Source organism: Ohtaekwangia kribbensis (assembly GCF_042676245.1).
Taxonomy (GTDB): Bacteria; Bacteroidota; Bacteroidia; order Cytophagales; family Cyclobacteriaceae; genus Ohtaekwangia; species Ohtaekwangia kribbensis.
Genome location: NZ_JBHTKA010000008.1, coordinates 690,297 through 708,604 on the forward strand (window position 1 = coordinate 690,297; position 18,308 = coordinate 708,604).

Annotated in this window: 15 protein-coding genes; 10 read left to right on the forward strand and 5 right to left on the reverse strand. The window is 43.4% G+C overall.

Features of this window, described 5'->3' with window-relative positions; all coding sequences use genetic code 11:
* Positions 1-40 precede the first annotated feature (40 nt).
* On the reverse strand, positions 41-1,318 hold the full coding sequence (locus ACFQ21_RS23955) for a flavin monoamine oxidase family protein (protein WP_377583458.1): 1,278 nt from the start codon (positions 1,316-1,318) through the stop codon (positions 41-43).
* Positions 1,319-1,362: 44 nt separating this feature from the next.
* Positions 1,363-2,763, reverse strand: a complete 1,401-nt coding sequence (locus ACFQ21_RS23960; RefSeq protein ID WP_377583460.1) for a DUF6427 family protein — start codon at positions 2,761-2,763, stop codon at positions 1,363-1,365.
* Positions 2,764-2,896: 133 nt separating this feature from the next.
* Between ACFQ21_RS23960 and rbfA the strand changes: the two genes are divergently transcribed.
* The 4 genes from rbfA (at position 2,897) to ACFQ21_RS23980 (ending at position 8,088) form a co-directional block, all read left to right on the forward strand.
* Positions 2,897-3,265 carry a 30S ribosome-binding factor RbfA gene (rbfA, locus tag ACFQ21_RS23965; protein WP_377583462.1) on the forward strand — a complete coding sequence of 123 codons (369 nt, stop codon included), beginning with the start codon at positions 2,897-2,899 and terminating at the stop codon, positions 3,263-3,265.
* A gap of 54 nt (positions 3,266-3,319) precedes the next feature.
* Positions 3,320-4,546, forward strand: coding sequence for an ABC transporter permease (locus tag ACFQ21_RS23970; RefSeq protein ID WP_377583464.1), 1,227 nt, complete (start codon positions 3,320-3,322; stop codon positions 4,544-4,546).
* 155 nt (positions 4,547-4,701) lie between these two features.
* Complete coding sequence (locus ACFQ21_RS23975) at positions 4,702-7,647, forward strand: DEAD/DEAH box helicase (RefSeq protein WP_377583466.1); 2,946 nt, start codon at positions 4,702-4,704, stop codon at positions 7,645-7,647.
* A 54-nt stretch (positions 7,648-7,701) separates the two neighbouring features.
* A complete protein-coding gene (locus tag ACFQ21_RS23980; protein WP_377583468.1) occupies positions 7,702-8,088 on the forward strand; it encodes a DoxX family protein in 387 nt (128 codons plus the stop codon).
* 25 nt (positions 8,089-8,113) lie between these two features.
* Here ACFQ21_RS23980 and ACFQ21_RS23985 read toward each other — a convergent pair whose 3' ends face one another.
* Positions 8,114-8,650: an RNA methyltransferase gene (locus tag ACFQ21_RS23985; protein ID WP_377583470.1), complete on the reverse strand. Its 537-nt coding sequence runs from the start codon at positions 8,648-8,650 to the stop codon at positions 8,114-8,116.
* A gap of 115 nt (positions 8,651-8,765) precedes the next feature.
* Between ACFQ21_RS23985 and ACFQ21_RS23990 the strand changes: the two genes are divergently transcribed.
* Positions 8,766-10,175, forward strand: a complete 1,410-nt coding sequence (locus ACFQ21_RS23990; RefSeq protein WP_377583472.1) for a GAF domain-containing protein — start codon at positions 8,766-8,768, stop codon at positions 10,173-10,175.
* Between the two features lie 60 nt (positions 10,176-10,235).
* Complete coding sequence (gene mutS, locus ACFQ21_RS23995) at positions 10,236-12,845, forward strand: DNA mismatch repair protein MutS (RefSeq protein ID WP_377583474.1); 2,610 nt, start codon at positions 10,236-10,238, stop codon at positions 12,843-12,845.
* Positions 12,846-12,873: 28 nt separating this feature from the next.
* Here the strand turns inward: mutS and ACFQ21_RS24000 are convergent, their stop codons facing one another.
* Positions 12,874-14,085 (reverse strand): DEAD/DEAH box helicase, encoded by a 1,212-nt coding sequence (locus tag ACFQ21_RS24000; protein ID WP_377583476.1) that lies wholly within the window; start codon positions 14,083-14,085, stop codon positions 12,874-12,876.
* Between the two features lie 261 nt (positions 14,086-14,346).
* On the opposite strand from ACFQ21_RS24000, the gene ACFQ21_RS24005 reads away from it, so the two are divergent.
* Positions 14,347-14,931: a hypothetical protein gene (locus ACFQ21_RS24005; RefSeq protein WP_377583478.1), complete on the forward strand. Its 585-nt coding sequence runs from the start codon at positions 14,347-14,349 to the stop codon at positions 14,929-14,931.
* 69 nt (positions 14,932-15,000) lie between these two features.
* Here ACFQ21_RS24005 and ACFQ21_RS24010 read toward each other — a convergent pair whose 3' ends face one another.
* Entirely contained in the window at positions 15,001-15,627 is a 627-nt protein-coding gene (locus tag ACFQ21_RS24010) for a hypothetical protein (RefSeq protein ID WP_377583480.1), read from the reverse strand.
* A gap of 185 nt (positions 15,628-15,812) precedes the next feature.
* Between ACFQ21_RS24010 and corA the strand changes: the two genes are divergently transcribed.
* The 3 genes from corA to ACFQ21_RS24025 all read left to right on the forward strand — a co-directional run bounded on the left by corA (position 15,813) and on the right by ACFQ21_RS24025 (position 18,307).
* A complete protein-coding gene (corA, locus tag ACFQ21_RS24015) occupies positions 15,813-16,766 on the forward strand; it encodes a magnesium/cobalt transporter CorA (RefSeq protein ID WP_377583482.1) in 954 nt (317 codons plus the stop codon).
* 122 nt (positions 16,767-16,888) lie between these two features.
* On the forward strand, positions 16,889-17,524 hold the full coding sequence (locus ACFQ21_RS24020; protein ID WP_377583484.1) for a deoxynucleoside kinase: 636 nt from the start codon (positions 16,889-16,891) through the stop codon (positions 17,522-17,524).
* A gap of 30 nt (positions 17,525-17,554) precedes the next feature.
* Positions 17,555-18,307 (forward strand): sulfite exporter TauE/SafE family protein, encoded by a 753-nt coding sequence (locus tag ACFQ21_RS24025; RefSeq protein WP_377583486.1) that lies wholly within the window; start codon positions 17,555-17,557, stop codon positions 18,305-18,307.
* The last annotated feature ends 1 nt before the right edge of the window (position 18,308 follow it).

Consider the following 18,308-nt stretch of genomic DNA (forward strand, 5'->3'; position numbering starts at 1 on the left):
TCCTAATCCTTGAAAGGGCTGTTACCACAGCCCTTTCTTTTTATGCCAGCATCTTTTGTGCAGTTGTAGTTCCGCTGGCGAGCGCAGCTTCCACTGTTCCCATTTCAGGGCCGTTATAAAAAGCCTCGCCTGCAAAATATATAGTATTGCTAACAGGCTCTGAAAGTATAGCGAGTGCAGAATTTGTATCTACAGTTTTATAGGCATAAGCACCGCGCGAAAAATGATCGGCTCCCCAGTTAATTACTGTCATTGCTTTTATCTGTTCCTCGATTGCCTGTATGGTACATCCGAATATATAGGCAAGGGCTTTAACAGCTTCGTGGAGCAATGCATTCTCATCCTTTGTATTGTCTGAGGCAGCAGGTCCTGCGAGCCATCCCGTTAGCAGCGGATCGGGTACCGGTTGCTGCGTCCACCACGTAGGTATAGATGCATCTGAAAAAACAAATTGAAGACCAGGCATGGAGCGATACGGTGCTGCGTTTTTATTTTTCTCCCAGAAAGCACTTTTAAACTCCACCAGAAATTTAATAACGCTGCCTGTCTCTATTTTCTGAATGGCATTCATGTGATCTCCAAGAGCAGGTGTAAATACTACGCTACCGGTTTTGATCACAGCAGGAGGAATCGTAACTAATAACTTTTTAGCGATATACCGTTCTCCTCCTTCCGTCTTTACTTCAACGTGATCTTTGTTATGGTATATTTCCTGCACAACACTGTTGAAGTGAAATACCGAACCTTGCTGCAGACATTCATTCACCAGGAAATCGATGAGTAAAGAATATCCCCCGTGTGGCCGATAACCGGTGAGACTATCTTCACCGCTCCACTCATCGCGTAATGCAAAGGCACTTGCCTTGGTAGTATCGGCAGCATCATAACCCTGCACAAAACGGACGATGGATTCACGAAGGGCGGTATATTTCTCATCATGAAAATAGCGATCCAAAAATTGAGCAATACTCATATCATGTTCTAGCGCGTTGAGTTTTTGCAGCAGCTCTCCCCACTCATCCGGAAAAAGATCTCCTTCACTTACTTCTCCGTTGTGTACATTCCAGGTATTGCCCGAGGTTTCATAAAATGATACTTCAGCTTCTTTCAGCAAGGCGGTAGTATGCGGAAGATTTCCATGAACAAATTCAGCGCCCGCTTCGACCGGAAAAGAGAAATCGTCTTTCTGCAAAGTATATATTCTTCCTCCTACACGATTACGTGCTTCCAGTACAGTTACGGATTTACCCGATTTGCTAATGATGCGTGCCGCTGCCAAACCAGCAGCACCTGCGCCTATAATAATGACATCAACCATAACGAAGCGTGATTAAAAACGCGCGCCAGAAATAAACAATCTTGTTAATTCTTAAGTGTATAGAGTCCGTTACCCGATAAAGTATATTTAGCTTTTAACGTGGGCGAGCGCTCAAATACATACGGCATCAGGTTGGAAGGATCGATGATAACCTGGGGAGGATCATTCGTAATCGAATTGTTGATCAAAATTACATTCTCATAATAATCAGGTTGCTCAAATATTTCACGCGACAGTCGCCAGTTCAAAAATCCAGAGCCGAGGTTGTTATGTTTATAGATGGAGAAATCATCGCCCAGCATAAGTACACGTTTATCATTTACTGCGTTGGCAGATTTGTTATCCGGCACCAACAGGTATTCATAATTTACGGCACCTATCTTATTGTAGCGTGCCAGGTATGCTATACCCACTACACTAACCAACAAAACCCAGATGCTGATCTCGGCAAACTTTCTCCTTCGTATCAACAACAGGAAATGTGAAATATAAAAACTGAAGGCCGGTATAAGTGTAATGAGACTTTGGGGCCGGAGATCTTTGGAATAGAATATCTGCAGAAATGAAAAGATCATCCAGAAGAACATGGTTTGCACGAGCTGCGACTGATACTTGGTAAAGCGCGCATCACGGTTAAGCATAACAATAGAAACAACCAGAAATACCAGCGGCACAGCGCCCAGCACAAACAAACTTTTGGCGCCTATAAAAATATCTCGTCTGAAGCTCAGGTTTGGCAAGTAGTAGTAATCCCAGAGTGCGGGCAGTCCATCCTTCAGATAATAAATACTGATCATTAATAAATGAGGCAGCAGAAATCCAAATATCATCAGCAGGTAGCTGCGCACGGCACTGCGTGTAAATGCCATAAGTATAACAATAGCACCCAGCAGATATACAATGAAGGAAAATGAGAACAGCGTGGCGAGCGCGATATAAAAACCGAGGTTGAAGATGGACGGATCGCCCTGCTCGCGGAATTCGATCTGGCGGAACAGGTTGTGCAGCGCGAGCAATAAAAATCCGGAGCCTAAAAGTTCGGCATTCAGCGAAAGCGTATCAAAAGAAAAGAAGAACAGCAAAGCGAAGATCACCGAAGGAATAAAGGTACTTTCGGCAAAAGCTTTTTTGTTGATGAAGATAATGCCGAGGTACGTAGCTTGTGTAAAGAGTATAAAGAACGCCAGTATATGGCGAGCGGTGAGCGAGCGGCCAAAGATCATTTCAAAAAGAGCATCGAACCAGCCGGCAAGTGGCGCGGTGGAATCTATAACTTCTGAGTAAAGTGAACTTCCGGTGTGAACTTTTTCACCTACAAGAATGCTTTTTAATTCCGGATACGTCATGGACGGAGTATCCAGGAAAAGCGGAAGACTGATCACGATCATGATGACCAATAACCCCAGAAGCCGGTACGGATCATTTATTCGGAAGTATTGAAGCAAAAGAGTTTCTGTTTAAAGTAGTTCGAAAAATAGAGCAGTAGTTTTAAAGATTGAAATGATTCGCATGTTTTTTCATCTTTGTCAGGGAATTAGTGACGAAAGACTTCCGTAAATTAAAGGGCCCGATTTATTTATGAGTTCAACAAGACAATTAAAATATTCAAAGCTTATCCAGAAAGAGCTAAGCGACATCTTTCAACGCGATAAGCGAGGTATTCTCGATAACGCCTTTATTACACTGGCGGATGTGAAAGTGAGTGCCGACCTGAGTGTTGCCAAAGTGTACATCAGCATGATGCTGGCAAAAGACAAGCAGGGCATTCTCGATAAAATCAATTCGCGTAAAAAAGAGATCAGACACGCGTTGGGAGAGAAGATCGGTAAGCAGGTTCGTATTATTCCGGAGCTGATCTTTTATATTGACGAAGTGGAGGAAAATGCACAGCGCATGGATGAACTGATTAAAAACCTGCACATTCCTCCGCCAGACAAAAAAGAATAAAGTATACTGCACAGGAAATGTTTAAACAGTGAGTACCTTTTAAAATAACACTTCTTGAATCTTCCCTTTTTCATTGCCAGGCGGTATCTCTTTTCCAAACGGAAAAAGAATTTTATCAACATCATTTCCATCTTATCGATGGTGGGTGTTGCGTTCAGTACCGCGGCATTGATTATTGTGCTCTCTGTTTTTAACGGTCTTGAAGATTTACTGCGCTCGCTTAATAACTCCTTCGATCCCGAGATCAAGATTGAAGCTGCTGTTGGAAAATCATTCAAAACATCAGACGAATTCCTTTCAAAAATAAAAAAGGTTGAAGGTGTAAAGCTGGTAACAGAAGTTATTGAAGACTACGCCTACGTTCACTACCGTGATGCCAACCAGATTGTAACGTTGAAAGGTGTGAGCGATAATTTTGTTGAGCAGGAACGTATCCCGCTGGAGAGTATAACGCAAGGTAAACTTCGTCTGAAAAAAGGAAAGGTAAACTATGCTATTGTAGGGCAGGGTGTAAGCAACACGCTCACACTCGCAGTGGAAGATCCGATGTTTGCCATGCAGATATATTATATCAAGGACGTGAAGGCGAGCGTTACCGATCCTTCACGCATGTACTCGAAGATGAACATTGTTCCGGGAGGTGTGTTCTCTATCATTCAATATATAGATGAGAACTACGTATTAGTGCCGCTCGACTTTGCGAAAGACCTGCTCAACTATGGCAACAAACGGACATCACTGGAAATAAAAATATTGGAAGGCGAGAACATCAACGCGGTACAACGCAGACTGCAGGAATTACTGGGCGATTCCTTTAACGTGCTCAACCAGGAGCAGCAACACAAAGATTTATACCGCCTGTTAAAAATGGAGAAGCTCTTCACATTCCTGTCGCTTACCCTTTTGCTGGGCATTGGTTCGATCAATATATTTTTCAGCCTGATGATGCTGGCCATTGACAAGAAAAAAGATATATCCATTCTCGCAGCGATGGGAGCAGATCAGCGCCTCATTAGAAATATCTTCCTCGCCGAGGGTGCATTGATAGCGTTTGCCGGAGCGCTGGTTGGTCTTGTGCTGGGCGGACTTTTCTGCTGGCTTCAGCTGAGCTTTGGTATTATCTCCATGGGTATGGAAACTTCCATTACGCAGGGGTACCCTATAAAAATTTCGTGGATCGACTTTGTCGCTACCTTGGGCGTAGTGTCCGTTATTACTTTTCTAATTTCTTCGAGGCCGGCTGTTCTGGCTTCGCGGTTCGTTTCTCCGCAGCAACTTTAATTTACCCCTCTGAAACTGTTACACGTTTAATGAGTGTTTTAACACCAAAAAACGTTTGTAAGATTCGTGTACCATATATTTAAAAAAGGTATCGCTTCTTAGAGCGTTTATGCGTAATATTCGAATTCTTTTTTCATCAAAAAATCGTTTTTTGCATGAAAGTGTCTTCTTCACAGCCGTTCCAGATTATATATTCGTTGTATCAGCACGAATACCTGGGCTATATTTTCGAATCCTATATCGTGCATCTTGACGATAAAGGAAAGCTCACGTATCAACATCAGAACATCTCTTCGAAAAATGCACGCGAATTTTCCAAAGGACTCGATGCACGCGATTTTGAATTGATCGAGTTGATGGACTCCATGCAGCAGGAAGCCATCGTGAAGAAGTTCTCTGCCAAGTTTATGAAGCCTGAAGAATTCTTTGCCAAGATCTATGATAAGACAAAGGGCAATGAATTGATACAGGAACAAATTGAAGATTACCTCGAGAAACGAAGAGCCCGCATCCTCGATAAGATGAAGGGTAAACAACTCTTCGAGATGGGTAACGATGGTGAACCTACCTGGAAAAAAATTGAAGTACTTGAGAAGCGTGCTTCTATTCAGTTTCATTTTAAGCGCACCGAGGACAATACAAACTATTATCCGTCTGTTTTCTTCCAGGATAAAAAACTGGATTTACCAAATGCATCGGCTTACCTGATTTGTAAGAACCCGGCATGGATGGTGTTGAATGGAAACCTATATGGTTTTGAAAAATATGTTGATGGTAAAAAGCTCATTCCGTTCTTTACCAAGAAATTTGTAGTCATTCCGAAGAATGTAGAAGAGACTTACTACAATCGTTTTGTAGCACCACTCATTGCATCGTTTGATGATGTGGAGGCAAATGGTTTTGAGATCAACAAAACTGCATACGATCCGCATCCTGTACTTACACTTTCCGAGTTACATACAACGCAGCCTTCTGCTGCTCCTTCGTTATTTGATGCAGGTCCGCCACCGGAAGATACAAGCGATGAGTCTGGTAAAATTGTTTTCGATCTTTCATTCAAGTATGGCAAGCATCGCTTCCGTGGTGATAATATAGGGCCGGTAAGTGTTACGCTGGAGAAGCAGGGCGATGAAGGTTACGTATTCCATCGCGTTACGCGCCTTACGGATGTAGAGCGAAACTTCTTACATACGCTGCAAAAGCTAGGACTGCCTATGAAAGGCTTTCGTGTAGCAATACCAAAGTCAGAAGCATTTTCATGGTTGAATGAGAACCGGGTAAATTTACTCAACCTCGGTTTTGAAGTGAGCCAGCCCGAAAGCCGCGATAAAAAATACTTTGTTGGTAAAGCTGTTATTGAAGTTGAGGTAAAGGAAAATATAGACTGGTTTGATATCCACGCGAAGATAAAATTCGGTGAGTTCGAAATTCCATTCAAGGAACTTCGTAAACTGATCATGCGCAGAAAAGTGGAGTTCAAACTTCCCAATGGAGAGATTGCTATTATACCGGAAGCATGGCTCACCAAATATGCAGACCTCTTCTCGTTAAGTGAGACTGATGGTGATAACGAAAAGCCTGTACTGCGCAAGCACCATCTCAACCTTGTAAAAGAACTGGAAGAAGGTAATCTGGCGAAAGTACAATTGAGTGAGAAGCTGCGTTCGCTCACATCATTCAGTGGTATAAAGGATTATCCTTTACCAACAGGTTTTAAAGGTGAGTTGCGTCCATATCAGAAAGCAGGTTTTAACTGGCTGCGCTTTTTGCATGAGTATAAATTAGGAGGATGTCTGGCGGACGATATGGGTTTGGGTAAAACCGTACAAACCCTCACCATGTTGCTGGCCGAAAAAGATGCCGGTGCTGGTACATCGCTACTCGTAATGCCTACATCACTGATCTATAACTGGGAGATGGAGGCGAGTAAATTCACTCCCGACCTGCGTATACTGAATTATACCGGTACACTTCGTAATAAAGATATAAGTCGTTTTGAGAAGTACGACCTCATTCTTACTTCGTATGGTATAACGCGACTGGATATAGAGTTGCTGCAGCAATTCTATTTCAACTATATAATTCTGGATGAGTCGCAGGTTATTAAGAACCCGACATCGAATATTTCAAAAGCGGTGCGTGAACTGAAGTCGCGTCACAAACTTGTGCTTACCGGTACACCGATTGAAAATACTACACTTGACTTATGGTCGCAGATGTCGTTTATCAATCCGGGTATATTAGGTCCGCAGACGTATTTCAGAAACGAATATCAAAACCCGATTGAGAAGAAGAATGATGAATCGCGTTCGCGCAAGTTGCACGCGGTTATCAAACCGTTTATTCTGCGCAGACATAAATCGCAGGTAGCAACTGAGCTTCCGGAGAAAGTTGAGAATGTACAATACTCAACCATGACTCCGGAGCAGGAGAAACGTTACGAAGAAGTAAAATCAGTATATCGCGAAAAGATCTTTAACCTGATTGAAACCGAAGGACTCGGCAACAGTCGCTTCATGATATTGGAAGGTCTTACGAAGTTAAGACAGTTGGCCAATCACCCGCGTATGATCGAGCAAGGTTATCAGGGAGATTCCGGTAAGCATGAAGACATCACACACATGCTGGAGAATGCTTTGGCGGAAGGTCACAAGGTGTTGGTGTTTAGTCAATTTGTAAAACACCTGGATATAGTTCGACAGTATCTCAAAGCAAAGAAAATAGATTTTGCATACCTCGATGGTTCAAGCACCGATCGTAAGGAGCAAGTAGATCGTTTCAATAAAACCGAGAACCTGAAGATATTCCTCATCTCGATAAAGGCTGGTGGTTTAGGATTGAACCTGACAGAAGCCGACTATGTATTTATACTCGATCCGTGGTGGAACCCGGCCGTAGAGGCACAGGCTGTAGATCGCGCTCACCGCATTGGACAGAAGAAAAAAGTATTTACCTATAAATTCATAACGCGCAACACGGTTGAGGAGAAGATATTGATGTTGCAGCAGCGAAAGTTGAAACTCACTACAGAGCTCATTACTACCGAAGAGAGCTTCATGAAACAACTTTCGAAAGAAGACATTATGCAGATGCTTGCGTAAGCTATAGGTTGCCCCGGAGCTATATATACTCTTCACAATATATATTTATCCGTTATGAAAAAATGGATCAGTCAGCATCAGTCTCTTGTACTGCTTAGAATCGGTGTGTCTGTGCTTATGATGGCCCACGGCTTTCAGCGAGTATACTATAACACCGTAAATGATTTCGGAGATTTTCTGAACGCCAAAGGATTTGTGATTGGCTATGCGCTGGCATGGACCATCACGTTGTTTGAGCTTGCAGGAGGTTTGATTTTGGCTCTTGGTAAATTTACCCGATGGATCTGCCTCGGCTGGACGGTAATAATTACTATGGGCATTATACTGGTACATGCACAGAACGGTTGGTTTGTAGTAGGCCCTTCTACCGGTGGCGTTGAATATAGTATATTGTTGCTGCTGGCGCTGATCACCATCGGATCGAACGAGAATAAAACGTAGAAATTGCTATAGTATAATTTTGCGGTTACTGCTTCAGTACAAGCTTTCGGAATATCTCCCATACGACCACACCCAGGCAAACAGAAACATTCAGCGAATGTTTGGTGCCTACTTGTGGAATTTCGAGCGCTATATCTCCATAGGCTATAGCTTCCTCACTTACACCATTTACTTCATTGCCAAAAATGAGACAGTATTTTTTATCGGCTGCCGGTATAAATTGCTGTAGCGGTATACTGGCGGTTGTCTGTTCGACTATTACAATGGTATATCCTTGTGCTTTCAGATCTTTTACGGCATCAGCTGTTTCGCTTGCATAGTGCCATTCAACAGACTCGGTAGCACCCAATGCAGTCTTTTGTATTTCACGGTGAGGAGGTGTTCCGGTAATTCCCGTCAGGTAAATTTTCTCAACACGAAATGCATCGGCTGTTCGAAAAGCGGAACCTACATTGTGCAGGCTTCGAATGTTATCGAGTACAATGGAAACCGGAAGTTTATCAGACTCTTTAAATTCATCAACCGAAATTCGTCCCAACTCATCCAGCGAAAGCTTTTTCATATAGACTGTCTTTTAGAAATATAGCAGACGGCAAAAATACGTGTGTATTTTATGAAATAATAGTATCTTCGAGAGGTGTGTTGTTCTGTGAAGTTGTGCCTAACCCTGTTTTGCCATGTTAAACTTCTGGAAAAGTATTTCGTACCTCGGTGTTACTGATAGTCAGGACTTTCGTCTGGCGCGAAGAATTGTTCTCTCCAATCGTTTTGGATTGCTTATCGCTTTTGTCACACTGATCTTCCTGGTGGTATTTTTATTTCGTCAGCATAGCGCTATCATTCCGCTGCTCGGCATGTTGGTGGTAGCCAGCAGCATCTGGTTTCTTAACGGGCTGGAGTTAACCGGATTGTCTCGCTTCATTACCAGTCTCATTCCGGCCGTGGGGTTATTCGTTCTTAACATTTCACAAAAATTTGGCGATCCTGCCACCATCGATATTCTGCATTATGCTACACCGCGTATGATTATTATCGGCTCTGCTATTTTACCATTCGCGATGTTCACGCCTTCTGAGAAAAAATATGTGATCAGCGCTGTTGCTGTTATTATACTGCTCGGCTTTGGTTATGATGCCATTCATGAAATGTTCGAAGTAGATATAGCATCCCTCGGCATTGATGATAAATATTATGGCATAGTAACAGAAGATATGGCTGTGCTCACTATCATTGTTATAGCAGCTTCGACATTTATGTTCAGCATGGGCGAGCAGTACGATCGCAAAGCAAAAAGTTTATTGGACGATGCACTTCAGCAAACCGAAACTTTGCGCAGCAACGAAGAGAACCTTCGTAAAACACTTCGCGAACTCGAGGAGGCTCGTAAAAAAGATGATGCCCGAAGCTGGGTTGCCAAAGGTGTGGCAGAGCTAAGCGCCCTACTCCAGGTAACGGACGATTCGCAGAATATATATGAGCGATGGCTTTCTTCCATTATAAAATATCTGAAAGTAAACCAGGGCGGATTGTTTATAGCAGATGAAGATGCTGACGGTAAAGTGCAATTGAACCTTGTGGCCAGTTATGCTTTTGAGCGTAAAAAGTTTTTGCAGAAATCACTTGCACCCGGTGAAGGTCTGGTAGGGCAGGCCTATATGGAGAAACATTCCATCTACCTGAAGAAAGTGCCGAAGGAATATATACACATCACGTCAGGTCTTGGTGATGCACCACCTCATGTTGTATTGGTTCTGCCGATACGAACCACGCATACAACGGAGGCTATATTGGAAGTGGCTTCGTTTCATGAGCTTGAAGAACATCACTTTGAATTGCTTGAAAAATTAGGAGAAGCACTGGCATCGTTCATCTCCAATCACAAAGTAAATCAGCGCACCAAGCAGTTATTAGAGAAGGCACAAACCATGTCGGAAGAACTTCGTGCAAATGAGGAAGAAATGCGACAAAACCTGGAGGAGCTCACCGCTACGCAGGAAGCACTGGCCCGCAAGGAAAGAGAGTATCAGCAGCGAATTGCCGAACTGGAAGAAACACTGATGCATACCAAAACAGAGGCTACGGCTTAGCATAAAAAAATCAGTTTGACTGTCGGCCATGCATAGTCGACTTTTCTATCTTTGCCCATCATGGCAGAAGCAAAAACCTCAACAGAAACTCCGTTACAGAAGCAATACAACGCAATTAAAGCAAAGTACCCCGGTGCTCTTTTGCTTTTTCGTGTAGGCGATTTTTATGAAACCTTCGGGCAGGACGCCATTGCGGCCAGCAAGGTACTTGATATTGTGCTAACCAAGCGTGGCAATGGCTCTGCTTCAGAAACTGCGCTCGCAGGTTTTCCACACCATTCGCTGGATACATATTTACCGCGACTGGTGCGGGCGGGTCACCGTGTAGCAATCTGCGATCAGTTGGAAGATCCGAAATTTGTTAAAGGTATAGTAAAGCGTGGTGTTACCGAGCTTGTTACTCCGGGCTTGTCGTTTAACGATAATGTACTTGATCGGAAACAGAATAACTTTCTCGCTTCCATTTTTGCTTCTTCAAATGCCGTAGGTGTTTCTTTCCTGGATGTATCTACCGGTGAATTTTATGCAGCTCAGGGAACCGAGACCTATATATTGAAACTGGTGCAGGGCTTTGCTCCGTCTGAAATTATATTCAGCAAACCGGCACGCGAAAAGTTCGAATCTCTTTTCCGCGAAGAGTACAGCACGTTCGCATTGGATGAATGGGTATATGGATATGACTATGCCTATGAAAAACTTACCAACCAGTTTAAAACTGCTTCGCTGAAAGGTTTTGGTGTAGAGGATTATGGCGAAGCCATTATAGCAGCCGGAGCTATACTGCACTATCTCGAAGAAACAGAACATAAAGATACTTCACACATCGCATCGATCTCACGTATTGATGAAGATCGCTACGTATGGCTTGATAAATTTACCATTCGAAACCTCGAGATCGTTAACTCTCAGAATGAAGGTGGTGTTCCACTGATTGAAGTTCTCGATTGTACCGTTACACCCATGGGTTCGCGGCAGCTGCGTAAGTGGATGATTCTTCCACTGAAAGAGAAGGCTGCCATTGACGAAAGACTTTCTATCGTTGATACATTCTATAATGACTCAACACTTGCTGAAAAAGTAGCAGAGCCGCTCAAGCAGATCACCGACCTGGAGCGATTGATATCAAAGGTTGCTGTGAACCGTATCAACCCGCGCGAGATGCTGCAACTGAAACGCTCGCTCAAATGCATTGAGCCGATTCGCGAACAGTTGAGAAATCATGAATCGCCTGTATTGAAAAAAATGGCAGAGCAGCTTCATGCCTGCGAACAACTGGTTGATAAAATAGAACTGGAACTAAGAGAAGACGTGTCCATTGCCAGCAATCAGGGCGGCCTTATTAAAGAAGGTATAGATGCCGAACTGGATGAACTGCAAAAGATTGCTTTCTCCGGAAAAGATTATTTACTGCAGATACAAAAGCGCGAAGTTGAACGCACTGGTATAAATTCACTAAAGATATCGTTCAACAAGGTTTTCGGTTATTACCTGGAAGTAAGCAATGCCAATAAAGATAAGGTTCCGTCTGACTGGATACGCAAGCAGACACTGGTAAATGCCGAGCGCTATATAACCGAAGAGCTGAAGGTATACGAAGAGAAGATATTGCATGCAGAAGAAAAACTGACAGCTATTGAGCAACGCATTTTCATGGCGTTGATCCAGGCGGCAGCAGCGTATATACCACAGATTCAACAGAACGCCCGGGTTATAGCACAACTCGATTGCTTGTTGTCGTTCGCTACGGTGGCAGCGCGGAATAAATATACCCGCCCGCAGATAAATGAATCACTCATTGTTGATATAAAGGCGGGTAGGCACCCGGTTATAGAAAAGCAATTACCCGTAGGTGAAAGCTATGTTCCCAACGATGTTTACCTCGACAGCGAGAAACAGCAGATAATGATTATCACCGGTCCGAATATGGCCGGTAAATCTGCATTGCTGCGACAAACCGCACTCATTGTGTTAATGGCGCAGATGGGAAGTTTTGTTCCGGCAGAAGCTGCGTCAATTGGTTTGGTGGATAAAGTATTTACACGCGTAGGTGCTTCTGATAATCTTTCGCGCGGTGAATCAACTTTCATGGTGGAGATGACGGAGACCGCGAGTATCCTCAATAACCTGAGCAACCGCAGTCTTATATTAATGGATGAGATCGGACGAGGTACCAGTACATACGATGGTGTTTCTATAGCATGGGCTATAGTTGAGTATCTGCACAACCATAAGGACTTTAAACCGAAGACACTTTTTGCTACACACTACCACGAACTGAATCAGTTGGAAGAAGATCTCACACGCGTGAAGAACTTCAACGTTTCGGTAAAAGAGGTTGGTGATAAGATCATCTTTATGCGTAAGCTGAAAGAAGGTGGTAGCGAGCACAGCTTTGGTATACATGTAGCACAACTTGCTGGTATGCCGAATCGCGTAGTATTTCGTGCCAATGAAATTCTGCACTTCCTTGAAAAGGATAAACATAAAAATGAACAGCGCGAAAAAGTACGTGACGTACCGAAGCCTACGCCTCAGATGACATTGTTTGAAGCTGATCCCCGCTTTAAGGAAATAGAGGAGAAGCTCAGCAGAATTGATATCAACACCATCAGTCCGGTGGAGGCATTGTTAAAGCTCAACGAACTGCTCACAACGTTCAACCGGAAGTAAGTATATATTTCAGCGAAAATCTGGCAGACTATCTCTTCTTGAAGGGCTTGCCGGGTTTTCGTTTTCTGAAATTGCCGGTCTTCTTTTTTACCTCCGGATTATATACCGGGCTTTCGCCAAGTTCGGCAGGTAATGGCGTTTTGGGAATTACATCACCGATCAGATTTTCGATACTTAGAAATTTACGCTGATCTTTTTCGTTGATCAGTGTTACCGCGGTACCGGTAGTTTCAGCGCGTGCAGTGCGGCCGATACGGTGAACATAATCTTCCGGATCCGGTGGTACATCCCAGTTAATCACCAGACTTATACCTTCCACATCTATACCGCGTGATAACACATCAGTACCGATGAGCATATTGATCTGTTTATTCTTGAACGCTCGCAGAATTTCTTCACGCTCCTGTTGTTCCAGGTCCGAGTGAAACGCTTTGGCCGGTAGCCCTCCCCGTTGGAAAGCTGTATCAAGTTTTTTTACTGTTTCCTTTGTAGAAGCGAAGATGATCGCGCTCTTCCACGGTACAGTTTTCAAAACATGTTTCAGTATTGCACCTTTCTGATGATCAAACACAACATAGGCTTGTTGTGAAATGCCGGCGGCAGGTTTTGCTATAGCTATATTTATCTCCTGCGGCTGTCGTAGTATTTTGCTGGCCAACATCCGTATCTTCGGAGGCATGGTAGCGGAGAAAAGTAAAGTCTGTCGCTCGGTGGGCAGGTATTTAATGATCTTTACTATATCATCATAAAAACCCATGTCGAGCATACGGTCCGCCTCATCCAGTATAAGATGTTGTAAGTGATCGAACTTGATAGTGCCTGCAGCCAGCAGTGCAATCAATCTGCCCGGAGTTGCTATAATTATATCAGCTCCGGCTTCAAGTGCTTTGCGTTGCTGATCCCAGGTAGCACCATCGCCACCGCCATATATAGGCAGAGAACTTACACCGAGAAAATAAGAGAAACCCTCTATTTGCTGATCAATTTGCTGTGCAAGCTCGCGCGTAGGCGCAATCACCAGCGTATTTAAATGCCGCGTTTCAGCATGAATGATCTTGTTGAGAACCGGAAGAATATAGGCAGCCGTTTTACCGGTACCGGTTTGTGCGCAGGCAATCAGATCGTGATTATCGAGAATAACAGGAATGGCTTGCTCCTGGATGGGTGTCGCTTTGCTAAACCCCATGGCATCAAGGCCATCAATAAGTTTCGGATCGAATTTAAAATCGTGGAAGGTCAAAGGAAGAATTTTTTAGAATGCAAACATCACTTAATACAACGAATACTAAATAAATGTTTCTGCGATATACTTTAAAATTTTAACGTGGCAAAATGATGGGCTGTTAACCGTTATCCGTTAATGGTTATTCGTTACAGGTAAATTTCTCCGATCAGCCTTCTTGTACCCCCATTCAACCCATCACTCACTTCCAGCAGTCAGCCAGTTCGCAGCTATTTCTGGCACAATTTTTCGTACTTTTATCGTTAATAAGTTCTACCTATGAAATTACTTAACCTGTCATGGAGCGCTGTATTGCTGGCTTTGCTGGTTTCATGTGCTTCGAGCCCGTACGGTACAAAAGTAAAAGAGCCTTTTCAGAGCAATGCTTATGAATCGAACAATCGGTTTTGGCGAGCTTCCGGTAAAGGAACAAGTACGCAAGACAACATTGCTCGCGGAAAAGCAGATATAGAAGCAAAAGCACAACTTGCAGGCCAGGTAAATACAACCATGAAGCAGGTTGCCGATCAGTATCTCGGTCAGACAGAAAATCAAAATGCTGCCGATGTTGCTGATAAATTTCAAAGTCTGGTACGTCAGATCATGAACACAAACATTGCTGATCTGCGTAAAATGGATGAAAAGAAATTTTACAATGCTAAAACACAAGAGTATACTGTGTTTATCGCTTACGAGATCAAGAAAAACGCGATGCTTCGTTTTATGAAGAAGCAAGCCAAAGTTGATAAGACTATAGATGAGCGCCAGCGCGAAGTAATCGAGAAAATTGTTGACGAGGAATTGGAGAAAGCTGACGCTGCAGATAAAGAGGAGGAAGGTACAAAGGACAAAGACGAAGAATAAAGATTTTACAGTTTACAGGTTGAAAGAAACCCGGATGGTATTTTATATCAGCCGGGTTCTTTTTTTTAATTAGCGTGTTATAAAAAACTGTGCACCGATTGATAGCGTAGACATGTTGAAATTAAATCCGAATTTATCGCTTTGCTCACTGCTTTTGCTATTCTTCGGTGATTGCTTTGTTGATTCGTACGCAAGCGAACCGAAGGTACCTTCAAGTGCCCACCTGCGGGAAAGAAATAAGTTGAAGCCCGGTCTTACGGCAACGCCATACGTTGAAAGATCATACGGTGCTCCGCTAAGTTTAAGTGTACCAAAACCAATCGAAGCTTCGGCCTGTAAAAAGAATGCAGCTATTTCGCCTAGCGATTTATAAGTACGGAAATACGGAATAATGGAAAATAAATCGCGCTCCGTTTTACCAAGAGAGCCAATGCCATAGTAAACAGCATCTGAGTTCTGCGAGGTATAAGACAGTGAAAGGCCTACAGCTGATTTATCGGAAATAAAAAAACCTGCTTTAGGTGATATAGTTATCGATGTGCTTTCTCCTCTATAAGGGTAGCCGTTCGGATCATACGATCGATCATGTTGTGAATTGTATCCGAGTGATCCGCCCAGTACAACGTTTCCTTTGGCGAGCTGTGCATACAACGAAGAACTGCAGAGAAGCAGAACAACAAAAAGAACATGTTTCATGAATGTAGAGGTTTTAGTAGTTTTTGGGTTTGTGTAACTAACGAGTCTTTTTTTAAAGAGTAAGATAAAATGTTTTCAATATCCTGCCATGCAGGAATAAGTTTTTACCATAACGATCGATGACGTAAACTTGCCGCCATATTTTATTCACAGGGATACGTTAACTTACAGCGCGATACTTTTTTATGATCAGGGTTTATACTATCAGGCAGGGAAAACTGGAGCAGTTCAAAAATCTGCCGCGTGAACAGATCGTTAAGCTTTCAGATATTATCTGGATAGACCTGCAGTCACCATCACAGGAGGAAAAGGAATTTATAGAGAAGAACTATAAAATTGAATTCTTTACCTACCAGGAGGTGCAGGAGATTGAAAGCAGTTCGCGCTTTTTGGAAACAGATGAAACAACCGAGATCAACCTCACCTTTGTATCGAACCAGGAAGCAGAGCTTGCCATACAAAACGTAACGTTCATTTTGAAGAACCGCGTGTTGTTCACGTATCGTCAGGGCGATCTGAAAATATTTGCCGAGACGGTACGCAGAATGAAAACGATGAATGCTGAAGCAAAAGAACACGGCCTCGATGTATTCCTCACCATTCTGGAAACGCGTATTGATAGTGATGCCGACTTGATAGAAGGTATAAATCGTAAACTGAACGTGATCAGTAAAGACCTGATCGCTCGCAGATCACTGAAAGAAGATCTTCTTCTTGGTATAGCACAGCTCCAGGAAAACACCATGGTGCTCCACGAAACCATTACGGAAAAACAGCGCGTGGTAAGTTCACTCATTCGTATACCGGAATTTAACAAGATGGAGAATGAGCGACTCAAGATCATTATCAAAGATATAGGATCACTGTTGCAGCACGCACAGTTCAGCTCCGAGCGTCTCGAATATCTGCAGAATACATTTTTAGGTCTCGTTAACATTGAGCAGAACACTGTTATTAAAATATTTACCGTTGTAACGGTGGTGTTCATGCCGCCAACACTCATCGCCAGTATCTACGGTATGAACTTCAAGCACATGCCGGAGCTGGAATGGATCGGTGGCTACCCGACAGCCGTTGGACTCATGATTCTTTCTTCCCTGGGATTCCTCTGGTTTTTCAAGCGGAAGAACTGGCTGTAAATTTTTTTCTTTGCATAGCGAGCATTCGCTGCTTTAACATGCTATATATCTGGTGAACGAATCGGTGGAGTATACCATTTTGAGGAGTACTTTTTTGATTACCTTCGCCACCAAAAAAAGTCGTGCATCCACAACACATTGCTATCTGCGGAAACATCGGTTCAGGAAAAACCACACTTGCTGAAAAACTTTCCAAACATTATGGCTGGCAGGCATTGCTTGAATCAGTAGACGATAATCCATACCTGCGCGATTTCTATGGCGACATGCAGCGATGGTCATTTCATGTGCAAATGTATTTTCTGAATAGTCGTTTTAAACAGATCAACAAGATTCGTGCGGCTGTGAACAAGATCACCATTCAGGATCGCACCATCTATGAGGATGCCTACATCTTTGCAGCCAACCTGCACGACAGCGGCTTTATGTCGGAGCGTGACTTTCAAAGTTACCTGGATACATTTCATTCCATGATCAACTTTGTAAAGCCTCCGGACCTGCTCATTTATCTCAAAGCAGATATACCCAAGCTTGTACGACAAATTGAGAAGCGCGGCCGCGACTATGAATACTCCATACGCATCGACTACCTGCGAAATCTCAACGAGCATTATGAAAAATGGATCAACGGTTACAATCAGGGTAAGTTACTGGTGATCGATGTAAATGACCTGGACTTTGTTACGAGCATCGATGACTTCTCCTCTATTGTAAGCAAGATTGATCTGGAGTTGAACAGCCTGTTCAGTGATCTATAGTATACTTCGTTCTCAAAACAATATATATAGTTGATAACACTTTTCTCTTTTCAGTTCACCACGGCTGATTTACTCATTTTCCTGCTGGTTGCTGTATTTGTAGGCATGTCGAAGACAGGTGTGCATGGCACTGGCATGGTAGCCGTACCGTTGCTTGCTTCGGTGTTTGGCGGTCAATTGTCCAGTGGCATTATGCTGCCGATGCTTTGCCTCGCAGATGTAATGGGTGTATGGTATTATCACCGCCATGCATCGTGGGAGCATCTTAAAAAACTTTTTCCGTGGGCTGTAATCGGCACGGTGTTCGGAACGATAGTGGGCGGCATGATTGATGACAACATCTTTCGAATGATCATGGCTGTGATCATCGTAGGCAGCGTTATTATCATGTTGTGGCTAGAACGTGGTCACAAAGAAGATATACCCGACTATAAATGGTTTGCAGGTTTAACAGGCACAGCCGGAGGTTTCACTTCGATGGTGGGAAACCTGGCTGGTTCTGTTATGGCGGTATATTTCCTGTCTATGCGTCTTCCTAAAAACTCATTTATAGGAACAACCGCCTGGTTCTTTATGGTAATGAACTGGTTTAAAGTTCCCTTTCATGTTTTTGCATGGCATACCATTACCTGGAACACATTTCTGCTCAACCTTTCTGCGCTTCCACTCATCGCAGTGGGAGCACTCATCGGCATCGTAATTGTTAAAAATATACCAGAGAAATTATACCGCTGGTTTATTATCGGAATGACGCTCATCGCAGCCATTATGATGCTGGTATAGA